Raw genomic sequence first — 14641 nt, 5'->3', positions numbered from 1 at the left:
TCCGTCCCCCTCCCCCGCGCACGCCCGCAAAACACGGTGAGCGGCGCGACAAGCGGTTCGACCACCGGGGTTTCTTCGGCAGGATAGAGGGCGTGAGCCTTCTCATCGACCGCCTCCCCGAAGAGATCGACGCCGAACCGGACGCGATCTTCGACGCCTTCGTCTCCTGGAACTCCGAACGCGGGCTCACCCTCTATCCCGCCCAGGAGGAGGCGCTCATCGAGGTGGTCTCCGGCAGCAACCTGATCCTGGCCACCCCGACCGGCTCCGGCAAGAGCCTGGTCGCGGCGGGCGCCCACTTCACGGCGCTCACGCGGGACCTACGCACGTTCTACACGGCGCCGATCAAGGCGCTGGTGTCGGAGAAGTTCTTCGACCTGTGCGCGATCTTCGGCACCGAGAACGTCGGCATGATGACGGGCGACGCCAGCGTCAACCCGGGCGCCCCCATCATCTGCTGCACCGCCGAGATCCTCGCCAACGTGGCGCTGCGCGACGGGGCGGCGGCCGACATCGGCCAGGTCGTCATGGACGAGTTCCACTTCTACGCCGAACCCGACCGCGGCTGGGCCTGGCAGGTGCCGCTGCTGGAGCTGCCGCACGTGCAGTTCGTGCTCATGTCGGCCACGCTGGGCGACGTCGCGATGTTCGAGCGCGACCTGACCCGGCGCACCGGGCGGCCGACGTCCGTGGTCAAGCACGCCGAGCGGCCCGTCCCGCTGGTCTACTCGTACCGCATGACGCCGCTGCACGAGACGCTGGAGGAGATGCTCAGCACCGGGCAGGCGCCCGTGTACGTCGTCCACTTCACGCAGGCCGCCGCGATGGAACGCGCGCAGGCGCTGATGTCGATCAACATGGCGTCGAAGGCGGAGAAGGAGGCGATCGCCGCGATGATCGGCGGCTTCCGCTTCACCACGCGCTTCGGCCGGGCGCTGTCGCGGCTCGTGCGCCACGGCATCGGCGTCCACCACGCCGGCATGCTGCCCAAGTACCGCCGCCTGGTCGAGCGGCTGGCGCAGGCGGGCCTGCTGAAGGTCATCTGCGGCACCGACACGCTGGGCGTCGGCGTCAACGTGCCGATCCGGACCGTGCTGTTCACCGCGCTGTCCAAGTACGACGGCAACAAGGTGCGCCGCCTGCGGGCCCGCGAGTTCCACCAGATCGCGGGCCGGGCCGGGCGGGCCGGGTTCGACACGATCGGCTACGTCGCCTGCCAGGCGCCCGAGCACGACATCGAGAACGCCAAGGCCCTGGCCAAGATCGGCGACGACCCGAAGCGGCGGCGCGGCTACGCCCGCAAGAAGCCGCCGGAGGGGTTCGTCGGCTGGAGCGAGGAGACGTTCGAGAAGCTGCAGGGCGCCGAGCCCGAGCCGCTGGCCTCCCGCTTCAAGGTGAGCAACGCGATGCTGCTGGCCGTCATCAACCGGCCCGGCGACTGCTTCCAGGCGATGAAGCACCTGCTGACCGACAACCACGAGGACCGCAAGTGGCAGCGGCGGCACATCAGCCAGGCCATCGCCATCTACCGGTCGCTGCTCGCGGGCGGCATCGTCGAGCAGCTCGCGGAGCCCGACGAGCAGGGCCGCCGGGCCCGGCTGACGATCGAGCTGCAGGAGGACTTCGCGCTCAACCAGGCGCTGTCCACCTTCGCCCTGGCCGCCTTCGACCTGCTCGACCAGGAGTCGCCGAGCTACGCCCTCGACATGGTCTCCATCGTCGAGTCGATCCTCGACGACCCGCGCCAGATCCTGTCCGCCCAGCTCAAGAAGGCGCGGGGCGAGGCGGTCGCGCAGATGAAGGCCGACGGCATGGAGTACGAGGAGCGCATGGACGCCCTCGCCGAGGTGATGTACCCGATGCCGCTGGAGACGCTGCTGCTCGGGGCCTACGAGACGTACCGGCGGGGTCACCCGTGGGTGGGCGACTACACGGTCAGCCCCAAGTCGGTGGTGCGCGACATGTACGAGCGGGCGATGACGTTCGGCGAGTACATCCAGTTCTACGAGCTGGCCCGCTCCGAGGGCACGGTGCTGCGCTACCTGGCCGACGCCTACCGCACGCTGTCGCGCACCGTGCCCGAGCACCTGAAGACCGACGACCTGGTCGACCTCATCGAGTGGCTGGGCGAGCTGGTGCGGCAGGTCGACTCGTCGCTGATCGACGAGTGGGAGAAGCTGGCCAACCCGGCGGAGGCGCTGGAGCGGCACCAGCAGCTCGAGACCAAGGTCCGCCCGGTCACCGCCAACCCGCGGGCGTTCCGGGTGCTGGTGCGCAACGCGATGTTCCGGCTGGTGGAGCTGTGCGCGCTGGAGAAGGAGGACGAGCTGGAGGAGCTGGCTCCGGACGTCGACTGGGGCGCGGCGCTCGACGCGTACTACGACGAGCACGAGGAGATCCACACCGACGCCGACGCGCGCGGGCCGGCGCTGCTGCGCATCGAGGAGGAGAGCGGGCTGTGGAAGGTCCGCCAGACGGTCAAGGACCCGGCGGGCGACGGCGACTGGGGCATCGACGCCCAGGTCGATCTGGCGGCCTCCGACGAGGAGGGGCGGGCCGTCCTGCACGTCCTCGGCCTCAACCGGCTCTGAGGGGTTACCGGTCAGGACGGCCGGGCGTGGTCAGGACGGCCGGGCGTGGTCAGGACGGCCGGGCGTGGTCAGGACGGCCGGGCGTGGTCAGGACGGCCGGGCGTGGTCAGGACGGCGGCAGGGTCAGGACGGCGGCCGGCAGGTGGCGCAGGGCCTCCGGGATGACGACCGTGCCGTCCGGGCCGATCTCGGCGGCCCCCTCCCCCCAGCGGGCGCCGGGGCGGCCGATCAGGTCGGCGGGCAGGCGGAAGCCGCCCTGCGCCGGGTCGAGCGCGATCACGTTGAGCGTCCCGTCGGGGCGCACGGTGTAGCGCAGCGGAGCCCCCACCGGCTCGGCGTGGCGGCGCCAGGGGCGGGTGCCGTAGACGGCGTCCGGATGGGCGGCCAGCCACCGGCCGAGCTCGCGCAGCCGGCCGACCTGCGTCTCGGGCAGTGAGCCGTCGCCGCGCGGGCTGATGTTGAGCAGCAGGTTGCCGTTCTTGGCGACGGTGTCGACGAGCAGGTGGACCAGCTCGGTGGCGTCGATGAGGTGGGCGTCGTCCTCGGCGCGGTTGTAGCCGAACGAGGCGCCCAGGCCGCGCGTCGCCTCCCACGCCCAGTCCGTCGTGCCGCTCTCGGTGCGGTACTCGCGGGTGCGGAAACCCAGGTGCGGCACGCCCCACCGGTCGTTGACCACCCCGTCGGGCACGAGGTCGTAGTAGTGCTCGAACAGCTCGGCCAGACTGTACGGCCCGGCCGCCTTGGCCGAGTCGGGCCAGTCGATGTCGTTCCACAGCACGTCGGGCCGGTGTCGTTCGACCAGCTCCCGCACCTGGTCGAAGCAGTGGCGGGCGAAGGCCGGGTCGTTGCGCCGGTGGGTGAACAGGTCGGTCAGCGACCGGATCGGCGGGAAGTGCGACACGTGCCAGTCGAGCGCCCCCGAGTAGTACAGCCCGAAGCGCAGCCCCGCCGACCGGGCGGCGTCCGCCAGCTCGGCGACGACGTCGCGGCGAGGCCCCCGGCGGACGCTGGAGAAGCCGGTGGTGGCGGTGTCCCACAGGCAGAAGCCGTCGTGGTGCTTGGCCGTCGGCACCACGTAGCGCGCCCCGCACGCGGCGAACAGCCGCATCCAGCCGTCGGGGTCGTACCGCTCGGCGGTCCAGGCGTCGGCCAGGTCCTCGTAGGAGGTGCCGACGCCGAAGGCGGTCTCGTGGTAGGAGGCGGTCGGCGAGCCGGGGATGCGCAGGGTGTTGGCGTACCACTCGGCGTACTGGTGGTGGCTGTACTCGAGCTCCACGGGCACGTCCTCGCCCGGCCGGCGCGGCGGCGCCCACCCGGCGACCGAGTACAGCCCCCAGTGGACGAACACGCCGAACTTGGCGTCCCGGTACCAGTCGGGCACCGGTCGGTCGGGGTAGCGCGGCGCGTCCTCACCGAGGTCGGGGCCGGTCCGGCGATCGAAGAAGAGCATGGATTCCTTTCAGCGCCCGGCCAGCCCGGCCGTGGCGATTCCCTTCACCAGGTGTTTCTGCAGCGCGATCAGCAGCAGCAGGGTGGGCAGGATCGAGATGACGGAGGCGGCCATGACCAGGTGCCACTGGTTGCCGTTCTGGCCGAAGAACAGTTGCAGCCCGAGCGGCACGGTGCCTCTGGCGTTCACGTCGTTGATCATGATGAGCGGCCACAGGAAGCTGTTCCAGTAGCCGATGAAGGTGAACACGGCCAGCACGCCCAGCGCGGGCCGGGCGAGCGGCAGCATGACCCGCAGGAACACGCGCAGCTCCCCGGCGCCGTCGAGGCGCGCCGCCTCGCGCAGCTCGCCCGGCACGCTCTTGAAGAACTGCCGCAGCAGGAACGCGCCGAAGGCGGTGAACGCCCACGGGAAGATCAGCGCCTGGTAGCTGTCGACCCAGCCGAACGCCTGCATGAGCAGGAACATGGGGACGACCAGCACCTCCTGCGGCACCATCATGGTGGCCAGGAAGACGAGGAAGATCCCGTCCCGGCCGCGCCAGCGCAGCGCCGCGAAGGCGTAGGCCGACAGCGCCGAGGCGGCCAGCACCACGAGGGTGCCCGCGCCCGCCACCAGCACGCCGTTGCCGATGTAGCGCTCGAACGGCACGTAGGAGAACACGTCGGCGAAGTTGCGCCAGCGCACCTCCGAGCCGACCAGCGCGGCCGGCGAGCCGAACGTCTCGCCCGGCGGCTTGAGCGCCGTGGCGACGGCGAAGACCAGCGGGTAGAGGAACGTCAGGGCGACGGCGGCCAGCAGGACGTGGGACACGGCACGGCTAGCTTTCATAGTGGACCCACCGTTTCTGGCCCACGAACTGCACGGCCGTGACGCCGAGGATGATCGCGAACAGCAACCACGCGCCCGCCGCGGCCAGCCCGAGGTCGCGTGACTCGAAGCCGGCCTGGTAGACGTTCATGACCAGGGTCTCGGTGGCGTTGCCCGGGCCGCCCGCGGTGAGGATGTAGGGCTGGGTGAACACCTGCAACGCGTTGATCATCGTCATCGTGGCCGCGAAGAACAGCGCCGGCGAGATGAGCGGGAGCTGCACGCTGACGAGCCTGCGCAGCCCGGTCGCCCCGTCGAGCGAGGCGGCCTCCAGCACGCTGGGCGACATCTCGTTGACGGCCGCGGAGAAGACGATCATGTTGTAGCCGAAGCCCTGCCACACGCTCATCGCCACCACCGCGAGCAGCGCGGTGCGGCCGTCGGCCAGCACGTTCGGCTCCCCGCCGAGGGCCTGGAAGAGCAGCTTCCAGATCACCGCGTTGGCCACCATGGGGGTGATGGCCGGGACGAAGAACAGCACCCGCCACAGGTTCGCCCAGCGTGAGCGGTGGATCCAGAAGGCCAGGCCGAGCGCGAGCAGGATGTTGAGCGGCACGTACAGGCCGGTGAAGACGAAGGTGTTGCGCAGCGCGGTCAGGAAGTCGGGGTCCTCGCCGAGCAGGTAGCGGAAGTTGTCCAGGCCGACGAACTCCCGCGTGCCGAGCATGGGCCAGCGGAAGAAGCTCATGACGACGGCCATCCCGACCGGGAACAGGGTGAACAGTCCCAGTCCGAGCACGCTCGGCGTGACGAAGCCGAGCGCGCTCCACTGCTCTGTCGTACGCGGTTTCACTGGCCTCTTCACTGGCCCCGGGCGCTCTGCTGCTGGATCGTGGCGAGGGCGTCCTTGGGCGACTGGTCGCCGGTGTAGACCCGGATGAGGTACTGCGCCATGAGCTTGCCGACGCTGTCCCAGTTCTTCGTGGTGAACAGGGGGACGCCGCCGGCCAGGCCGTCCTTGACCGAGGCGATGGCGCCGCGCACGGCCGCGGCGTTCTTCGGGTCCTGCTTGACCAGGAACTCCTCGTAGGTGGCCTGCTGGTCGGTGCGCGAGGGGAAGCTGCGGCCCTGCCCGGCCAGGTACGCCTGGGCGTCCGCCCCGGTCAGCACCGAGACGGCCTTGGCCGCCTCCGCCGGGTACGGGCAGCCCTTGGCTACGCCGAAGCCCGAGGCGGCGAGGTAGGTCTTGGACCCGCCCGACCCGGCGGGCAGGGGCGCGAAGCCGACGGCGAACTTGGCGTCCTTGAGCGCCGAGCCGATGTTCCACGACCCGTCGACCGCCATCATCGCGTTGCCGTTGACGAACTGCGTCTCGCCCCAGCCCACGTCGGAGGAGCTGGCCGGCACCAGTGCCGCCTTGGCGGTGGCCAGGCCGGCGTACCAGGTGAGCGCGTCCACCATCGGCCGGCTGTCGAACTGCAGCTTCACGTCGGAGGTGACCGGCTGGGCGCCGTTGTAGGTCAGCAGCATCGACAGCGTGTGCAGGTCGGCGAAGGACATGCCGAACCCGGCCTTGCCGCCGGTGGAGAGCTTCTTGGCCGCCTGCTCGAAGTCGGCGACGGTCCAGCCGCTCTTCGGCTCGGCCACTCCTGCCTTGGTGAAGGCGTCCTTGTTGTAGTAGAGGAGCATCGAGGCCAGGTCGTACGGGAGGGCGAGCTGCTTGCCGCCCAGCTTGAGCGCCTGGAGCGCGGCGGGGGCGAAGCCCTGGGCGTCGGCCTTGCCGTCGAGGGGTTCCAGCAGGTCGGCGTAGGCGCTGAGGCGCAGGCTCTGCATGGACACCACGCACGGCTGCTTGCCGGCGGCGAACTCGGTCTGGAGCTTGGTGAAGTAGTCGTTGAACGGCGCCGTGCGGAGGTTGACCTTGATGGTGGGGTGCTTCTGGGTGACGAGCGCCGCGAGATGGTCGAGCTGGGCCTTCTCGTCCTCGCTGCCGGCCCACATCTCCCAGTCCAGCGTGACGGTGCCGCCGGTGTCGCGGGCGCCGCCCGACGTGCCGGTGCCTCCGCCGCCGCCACACGCGGCGGTGACCATCGTGCCTGCCAGGCCCAAGGCCAGCAGGACGCCTCTGCGCATGTGCATCTGCGCTCCCTCCTGGACGCCGCCCGTGATATTTTTCGGGGGCGAAATTATTATGGTGGCTGACCTTAGGGTCGGGATGCGCAAGGCGTCAAGAGAGGCAGAATGAGCGGTATGCCCCCACCCCCGTACCGGGAGGACCTGATCAAGGCGGAGATCCTCGCCATGCTCGGGTCACGGCCGCTCAACCGGTCACAGATCGCCGCCCGGCTGGGCCTCGGCGCCGCGACCGTCACGGAGCACACCCGCCGCCTCATCGACCTGGGTTTCCTGCGCGAGCTGCCGCCGCAGGTCAGCGGCCGGGGACGGCCGAAGGTGCCGCTGGAGGTGGTCCCGGACGCGGCCTACACGCTGGGCCTGCGCGTGCACCCCGACCACCTGATGGGCGTGCTGGCGCGGCTCGACGGGGGCGAGGTGGCCCGCTTCACCCGGCCGTTCTCCCCCGCGGACGACCCCGTGGGGCAGCTCGCGGCGGCGTGCGAGGACGTGCTGGGCGACCCGGCCACCGGCGCGCGGGTGCTCGGCATCGGGCTGGCCGTCCCGGGGGTGATCGACCCCGGCACCGGCACGGTCCGGCTGTCACCGCGCATGGGCTGGACCGACCTGCCGCTCCAGCCGCCGCTGGCCGCGCGCCTGCCGGTGCCCGTGCTCATCGACAACGACACCAGGGCCTCCACCACGGGAGAGCTGCTCTACGGCACCGGCCGCGACCACGACGACTTCCTGGTGCTGGCGATCGGCGACGGCGTGGGCATGGGCATCGTGCTGGGCCGCCGGGTCCACCGCGGGCCCGACGGGGTGGCGGGCGAGTTCGGCCACGTGCCGACCGGCCCGGACGGCCCGGCGTGCGTGTGCGGCCGGCGGGGCTGCGTCGACGCGTATGTCGCCGACTACGCGCTCGCCGCCGAGGCCGTCAGGCGTGGCCTGACGGTCGCGCCGCCGCCGCTGGAGGAGCTGCGCCGCCTGGCCGCCGACGACGCGAAGGGCGTGCGCGACCTGCTCGCCGAGGCCGGCGAGATCCTCGGCCGGGCCGTGGCGGGCGTGGTGAACGTGCTGGCCGTGCGGGCCCTGACCGTCATCGGGGAGAGCCACGTGCTCTGGCCGTACCTGGCGCCCGGCTTCCACCGCGCGGTCGACGACGGGGTCATCGCGGCGCTGTCCGGGCTGGAGATCACGCTGCGGCCGTGGGACGACAGCGGCCACGCCCGCGGCGCCGCCAGCCTCGTCCTGGCCGCCAGCCTCGCCTCGTGAGCCGCCGGTCTCTGCAGCCGTACGGAAACAGCGGAGGACGCATGGCGTCCTCCGCTGTTTCCGCGTATTACTTCCCGCTCCCCATGCGAACCATCTCACCTGGATGAAGGCGCGATTCAGCCGGCCTTGATGATCGCCTTGGCGTTGCTGACCCAGGTGGCGAATATACGCTTGGACTCGTCGATCTTGGCTCTGTTCTCGTCGAGCAGTTGCTGTTCGTATGCTGCCCGGACCGTCTTGTACACGCCCACGAGATTCACCTGGAGCTGGCAGTTCGCGTCGGCCGCGGCCACTCGCTTCTCCTCGGCCGACGCGGGTGTACCGGCGTCACGCGACTGCCACGTGGGATCATTCTTCGCGGCGACCGGGTGCTGGTAGGACGTGATACCGGCGTCCTGCATACATGCGCGCCACGCGCTGATCGCTTCTCGCAACCGGCTGTCGCCGAGCGCGCGCGAGCGGGAACCGACCGCAAGGCTACGGGGGTCGGCGGGCAGGTCGCCACCGGCCTTGCCATAGATACTCTGATCGGCCTGGCGTACACACCCTCCGGCCGGGACGGCAGTTCCAGCCGTGGTCCGGGCCGCGGCGCCGTAGAACGCGCTCTTCTCGTCGGCAGTGGGCTCGTGTCCTGTCCTGGCGTCGGGCGCCGCAGTTTTGACCGCTGGGACGCGTGGGTAGCCCGAATCGGCGGCGGCCTTGGGATCCAGGTATTCGAAGGTGTCGAATTCTCGATAGTCCTCTGGACGCCACGTACGAATAGTGTCGGCCTTCCACCGCGTGAAGCCGAGCGACCGCATGCACATGGCCGCCGCGACGTCCTGCGCCTGGTCGATGATCTTGATGTCACTCATCGACGTGAGGTGCGGGTCGAGCGGCATCGGCACCGGGTTGGAATTCGTGACCTTCACGATCTCACCGAGCACGGGCTCGCGCACTTCGCCGCCCGGTCCGCCGGTCGAGCGCACATCGGAGGGAACCGGAGGTGCCGCGGTCGGGTCAACCGTGGCGAACGCCGGCTGCTCGTCCTGGGACAGTTGGCTGAAGATCCCTACAGTGGCAACCGTGGCCACAGCCACGACAGCAACGGCCGCAGCACTCCCTCGCCGAAGTGTCATTGTTCGCCGTTCCTCCTCCAGTAGCACCTGTGATATATGCCGTAGTTGTCACCGTAGACGCACCGGTCCATGTGGAACTGCGTCGTCCAGAGTCCGTTGTTGGCAGCCGTGGAAAAATTCACGCCCAGAGTGGCCTGGTACACGTTGCCGGAGCATCCCGCCTTGTTCACCCACATATTGAACCATCGGCCGTAGTAGTTACTGTACTCATCGTCGAAGCGCCAGTACTGTTGCGACTCATTCACCCACCGGTACTGCATCGGGGTGCTGCACCCGCCGTCGCTGCCCGGACCCGTGTGACTGTCCCAGCGATCGAGAACTTTCCCACTGTTGTTGTTCACAAGATAGTAGTAGCCGTTTGATATGTGGTGGTCCGACCAGTACTGATTGGCCGAGCCGCTGTTCGACGGATACGCTATGACGTTGGCGAGATCTGCCGTGCTGGAGCTGAGCACCTCCAGGAACAGGTAGCCTCTTCCGTAATCGCCGGCGGTCGCCCATCTGTTCACCGAGTCGGCGTGCGCAGCATTTCCAGGAAACACCGTGAGCGCGGTTGCGGCAGTAACCGCCGCCAGTGACGCTGCACCGAGCCTGGATGCGGTGGCGCGTATGCTGACCTTCAACTCTCCCTCTCCTCCTCTACTGCCCTGCGTGACAGGCACTGAATGCTTGTTCGATGGTCGGTCGATCGGTGCGGCCAAGACCGCTTCCACCGCCGCCGGCGCGGCTGACAGGGTCCAGCAGTACTAGACCCCTCAGGCCACCGCCGAACTATTCCGATTCCTTTTGATTGAGTATCCCCGTCTTCCGTCGCTTGATCATGTACCAGACATTTCAGGTTGACAATGAGTTTCGGTGTGATGCAAATCACAGTACGGCGTGTCCCGGCACGGGCGCCGAACGTAGATCCGGGCGGTCCGTAAACAGGATGCAAGAAGTCCTACCGGGCTTGATTCGTGGAGTCGCACGGTGGTTTCGGAGCCGCGACACCATCACCGAACAAGAAATGTTCATCTCGACGACACCACGCGAAGCCTGCCCTTGCCTCGGGACGTCGGCCCGGTCGATGAACACATGAGCCCCATCAAGACGCTCAGGCAACCCGGACGCCAGTGAAGTCAGGAAGGCCGACCTTCCCGAAATTGCCTTGCCAAGTGTCCAACCATGAGTGAAGATCACCGAGGCGCCTGTTCCGGCCGGGCTGAGGCCGTTGCCACATCACGCGTTCCCGTCAGAGCGTGTTCGCACTCGATCGCAAAATCGCGCTCTCGGGTGCCCTCGTACATGGGAGGGAAACAGTGCCTTTACGACGTTCGATTGTGGTGGCTGCCGCTGCCGGCCTCTTCGTCACAGGACTGACCGCACCAGACCTCCCGGCCCTGGCGCAACCGTCGGCCATTTCGCAAGTGGTGGATCCCCTACTGGGAGCGGGTGGCGGCAACAATCCTCCTGTACCACCGCCGCCCGATGAAGACCGATCGTCCGTGGCTCCCGCTCGGCGTGAACACGTCCTTCCCAAGGGGTGGCAAGACTCTACGGATCTGGCGGTCACCGCAACCGGGGACTCCACCGGTTTCCACGTGCTCGCTGCTTCGGCCAGGACGGCCTATCAGTGGAGGACGCTGGCCACCCTGAACGAGCCCGGCATGTCCAACGATCAGTGGATTGGCAATGCCTGCCTCACCAGCTCCGGCAAACAGGTCATCGCCGTATACGCGCCCCGGTACTTCACCAATCGGGACTGGTTGTTCAGCAGGGGAGCGTTTGCCGCGATCATCGACGTGAAATCCGGTGCCGTCACCAAACTGCAGGATCAGGTTTCTCTGGCCTATTACAACCCCGGGTGCGGAGCCGATGACCGAGTGGCATTCACGCAAGGTGTGACGGAGAGCCGCGGCAGCACTCGCCTTCGCGTCGTCAATGCCGCGACCAAGAAGCTGGGCGACCCCGTCGTCGTTCGGGAACAGGTCACGTCTGCCATCGCGACGAGCAGCGAGACCGTCGCGGCCGCCGGGAACCGCCTGGTCCGTGTGGAACGCGATGGTCGGCTCACCACGCTCGCCACCACACGCTCCACACCGTTCGATCTGCGGCCGACCGTCGATGGCGGCGTCCTCTATCTCGACGCATCGGGCACAGATGCCTTCGTCAACCACTACCAGCAGGGACGTTCACGAGTGGTCGCATCCGGCCGTCTCGGATCCGTCGGTCTCAGGTCGGGCGCCGACGGCCGTGTCTTCGTCGTCGGCAAGGCCGAACCGAACAAGAACCTCCCTTCCAAGGTCACGTTGGTCGATGCGCCTTCAGCGGGAGAGGTCAGTTCGGAAGGCGGAGTCGTCGTCGAGAGCACCGCTTCCAGTGAGTTGCGAAGGCCTCAACCGACCTCGCAGCAGGACACCGGGATCCATGGCGTCTCCGACGGTACGGCGACCGGCTCCACCATCGATGTGACCGCCTATGTGCCGACCACGCGGCAGAGGGTGAACTTCGAACTCGCTCCGGGGCGTCGGCGGGCGCCGAAGGCGGACACCGGTACGGCGCCGAACCCTCGGCTTGCCCGACTGGGCGTGACCGACGCGACCGTCGCCTCCGTTCCAGGAACGGTCGATCAGGGGTATTCGTGCTCGGTGCCGCGCAATGATCCGAAGACCCAGACGTACCAGCCGCACTGGCGTCAGGTCGAGTGGGCAGTGGATCAGTTGGTCTTCAAGAACCGACTGCAGGTCACCCGACCGGACAACTGGAAGGGCTCCGGCGTTTCCTCCTGGAACCCGCAAGGACTCTTCCCTGCACCCGATCTGGCTGGTGGCGGAAGGATCCCCGTCTCCGTGGTCTTCGGCATCCTGGCTCAGGAGTCGAATCTCTGGCAGGCCCAGAGACACGTCTCCGAAGGAGAGACCGGCAACCCTCTGGTGGGGAACTACTACGGGGTCAACGTATACGACCAGAACCCGGGCAACGACTGGGACATCGATTTCACCAAGGCTGACTGCGGCTATGGAATCACCCAGCAGACGGACCACATGCGAGGCGCGGGGCACGTGCCGCCCGGCGAATGGTCATGGCCCGAGGACACCCAGCGAAGAGTCGCCCTCGACTACGTGACCAACATAGCCGCCGGCGTCGTGACGCTCGCCGAGAAATGGAACCAGATCTGGAGCGACACGGGGGGCAAGGTCATAGCGAACAACGGCGACCCGTCGAAGATCGAGAACTGGTACTTCGCGGCATGGGCGTACAACTCCGGCTGGCACCCGAAATCGGAGGCCGGGAGCCACAACGGGAACTGGGGAGTTGGCTGGACGAACAACCCGAGGAATCCCGACTACCCGATCGGCCGTACGCCCTTCCTCGACAACAACAGTTATGCGGACGCCGCGCGTCCCCAGCAGTGGCCGTACCAGGAGAAAGTGCTCGGATGGGCGGCCTGGCCGATCGTCAAGACGTACATCGACCCCGCCACCCAGCAGCCGAAGGACGAGGGCGGATACAACTACGCGTGGTGGAACTCCGCGAATGCGCGATCCAGAATCGTTCCGACGTACGCCGCCTTGAAGGAGATCGTCGACCACAACGCCTTCTGCGGCGACGAGAACAACTGCGACCGCGCGACCGCCGACGGCTGCAGGTCCGCCGACCGCGAGACGTGCTGGTGGCACGCCGCGAAGACGTGGAAGACCTGTCCCGACGACTGCGGGAACGAGGCTTACCTCCGCTACGACCAGACATACGCAGGGATCGAGCGAGCCGAGCCGACCTACAACTTCACGTCCTGTAATACCGCCGGGCTCCCTGCGGGTTCGCTCATCGTCGACGATGTGCCGAGATCCGTTCCAGTGATCCGAGGGGGAGGCTGCGAACAGGACAACAAGAACTGGACGAACTCCGGAAGAATGACGTTCGAGTTCGCTCAGGACGCGGCCGGAAGAGTGCCAGGACGGGCCGACTTCCAACAGTTGGGCAACGGCTTCGGAGGCCACTACTGGTTCGGCTTCACGCGCGACACAGCGCACAGGGGCACGGAGATGGAGGCGACCGGAACCTGGGAACTCAACCAGGCGCTCAACGGTTGGGCCCGCGTGCTGGTCCATGTACCCCGGAGGCTTGCGCTCTCGCAGCAGGCCCCCTACGAGATCCACCTCGGCAACGGATCCACCAAGAAGCGATACCTCTCCCAAGGAGCACGCACCAACAAGTGGGTCAGCCTCGGCGTGTACAAGTTCGCCGGCACCCCGAAGGTGAAGCTCAGCAACAGCACCTACGACGGGAACGGCAACACGCCCATCGCATGGGATGCCATCGCTTTCCAACCCCTCCCGGCCAAGCCGAAACACCTGATCGCCGTGCTGGGAGACTCGTACACCGCCGGGGAGGGAGCCGGCGAATACTCTCCCGAGTCGGACGCCGCGCATGGAACCGAGCGATGGAACGCCTGCCGGCGAAGCAAGAACGCATGGGCTCGCAAACTCGTGGTGGCCGGGTCGTCCACTCCCGTCGGGGCTCTTTCTGACAGCTTCGACCCGAATGTCGAGCTGGGGTTCGTGGCCTGCTCCGGCGCACAGACCGGAAACGTCATGGACACCTATTTCGCCCCGGACCGGCAGTATCTCGGAGAGGGCCAGTTCAAGGAGATCAACCAAGCCGGTTCGGGAGTCCTCGACGAGAACACCACCCTCGTCGTCCTGACGCTCGGCGGGAACGACGGCAACGCTTTCACGCTGGCGATGACCGACTGTTCCTATCCGGTGCCCGCGTGCAACACGCCGGAATTCTTGGCCAAGTACAAGAAGAAGGCGGACGACATGATCCCGAATCTGGAGCTCACTCTGCGGGACATCGCAAGGCTCGCGCCGAACGCGCAGATCGTCCTCGCCGGCTATCCGAAACTGCTCAGCACGACGGTGAAATGCAACGGATCCCTGTGGTTCGACCTCACCGAGGCCGAGGCGCTCGCGGAACTGGTGACCTACGCGAACGGAAAGCAGGCGCAGCTCGTGCACACGCTTTCCACGGCCACTCCTCCAATGAAGGTGGCGTACGCCGACCCTGTTCCGGCTTTCGTCGGCCACGGCGGCTGTGACACGCCAGAGTGGGTCAACAAGATGGTCTCGGGCCCCAACGGCGACGGAGATTTCCATCCAGGGGACGCGGCATCACAACTGTGCGTCCCCACCGGCGAAACATGCCTCAGCCGGGAATCGTTCCACCCGAACAGGGCCGGTACGGTGGGATACGCTACGGTGGTGAACGGCGTGTTGAACGCCATTGGCTACCACGGGTCATGA

General features: G+C 67.9%; 9 protein-coding genes. 3 read left to right on the top strand and 6 right to left on the bottom strand.

Translation table 11 applies throughout. The features are described 5' to 3' along the window. Positions 1–83 precede the first annotated feature (83 nt). On the top strand, positions 84–2591 hold the full coding sequence (locus HD595_RS33130) for a DEAD/DEAH box helicase (protein WP_253781393.1): 2508 nt from the start codon (positions 84–86) through the stop codon (positions 2589–2591). 106 nt (positions 2592–2697) lie between these two features. Here HD595_RS33130 and HD595_RS33125 read toward each other — a convergent pair whose 3' ends face one another. The 4 genes from HD595_RS33125 to HD595_RS33110 are packed head-to-tail and all read right to left on the bottom strand — an operon-like array spanning position 2698 to position 6990. Further along, on the bottom strand, positions 2698–4041 hold the full coding sequence (locus HD595_RS33125; RefSeq protein WP_253775928.1) for an alpha-L-fucosidase: 1344 nt from the start codon (positions 4039–4041) through the stop codon (positions 2698–2700). Between the two features lie 9 nt (positions 4042–4050). Next, positions 4051–4872 carry a carbohydrate ABC transporter permease gene (locus HD595_RS33120; RefSeq protein WP_253775926.1) on the bottom strand — a complete coding sequence of 274 codons (822 nt, stop codon included), beginning with the start codon at positions 4870–4872 and terminating at the stop codon, positions 4051–4053. After that, entirely contained in the window at positions 4862–5704 is an 843-nt protein-coding gene (locus HD595_RS33115) for a carbohydrate ABC transporter permease (protein ID WP_253775924.1), read from the bottom strand. Before HD595_RS33115 ends, HD595_RS33120 begins: the two co-directional genes overlap by 11 nt. A gap of 8 nt (positions 5705–5712) precedes the next feature. Further along, a complete protein-coding gene (locus HD595_RS33110) occupies positions 5713–6990 on the bottom strand; it encodes an ABC transporter substrate-binding protein (protein ID WP_253775922.1) in 1278 nt (425 codons plus the stop codon). A 111-nt stretch (positions 6991–7101) separates the two neighbouring features. Between HD595_RS33110 and HD595_RS33105 the strand changes: the two genes are divergently transcribed. Continuing rightward, positions 7102–8238 (top strand): ROK family transcriptional regulator, encoded by a 1137-nt coding sequence (locus tag HD595_RS33105; protein WP_253775920.1) that lies wholly within the window; start codon positions 7102–7104, stop codon positions 8236–8238. A gap of 116 nt (positions 8239–8354) precedes the next feature. On the opposite strand, the gene HD595_RS33100 is transcribed toward HD595_RS33105, so the two are convergent. Both HD595_RS33100 and HD595_RS33095 read right to left on the bottom strand, forming a co-directional pair. After that, positions 8355–9311, bottom strand: a complete 957-nt coding sequence (locus HD595_RS33100; RefSeq protein WP_253775918.1) for a hypothetical protein — start codon at positions 9309–9311, stop codon at positions 8355–8357. Between the two features lie 41 nt (positions 9312–9352). After that, a complete protein-coding gene (locus HD595_RS33095; protein WP_253775916.1) occupies positions 9353–9979 on the bottom strand; it encodes an RICIN domain-containing protein in 627 nt (208 codons plus the stop codon). A 1023-nt stretch (positions 9980–11002) separates the two neighbouring features. Here HD595_RS33095 and HD595_RS33090 point away from each other — a divergent pair. After that, the gene (locus HD595_RS33090) at positions 11003–14641 is read left to right on the top strand and encodes an SGNH/GDSL hydrolase family protein (protein WP_253775915.1); all 3639 of its coding nucleotides are present in this window, start codon (positions 11003–11005) and stop codon (positions 14639–14641) included.

Origin of the sequence: Nonomuraea roseoviolacea subsp. carminata (assembly GCF_024172185.1) — a bacterium.
Classification (GTDB): Bacteria; Actinomycetota; Actinomycetes; order Streptosporangiales; family Streptosporangiaceae; genus Nonomuraea; species Nonomuraea roseoviolacea.
The sequence above is the reverse complement of the archived record's forward strand: the minus strand, read 5'-3'. Positions and strand labels throughout refer to the sequence as shown.

Bases quoted from the DNA above. Each gene is read 5' to 3' on its own strand.
- HD595_RS33125 (WP_253775928.1), bottom strand. From the start codon at position 4,041: ATGCTCTTCTTCGATCGCCGGACCGGCCCCGACCTCGGTGAGGACGCG.
- HD595_RS33105 (WP_253775920.1), top strand. From the start codon at position 7,102: ATGCCCCCACCCCCGTACCGGGAGGACCTGATCAAGGCGGAGATCCTC.
- HD595_RS33120 (WP_253775926.1), bottom strand. From the start codon at position 4,872: ATGAAAGCTAGCCGTGCCGTGTCCCACGTCCTGCTGGCCGCCGTCGCC.
- HD595_RS33090 (WP_253775915.1), top strand. From the start codon at position 11,003: ATGTCCAACGATCAGTGGATTGGCAATGCCTGCCTCACCAGCTCCGGC.
- HD595_RS33110 (WP_253775922.1), bottom strand. From the start codon at position 6,990: ATGCACATGCGCAGAGGCGTCCTGCTGGCCTTGGGCCTGGCAGGCACG.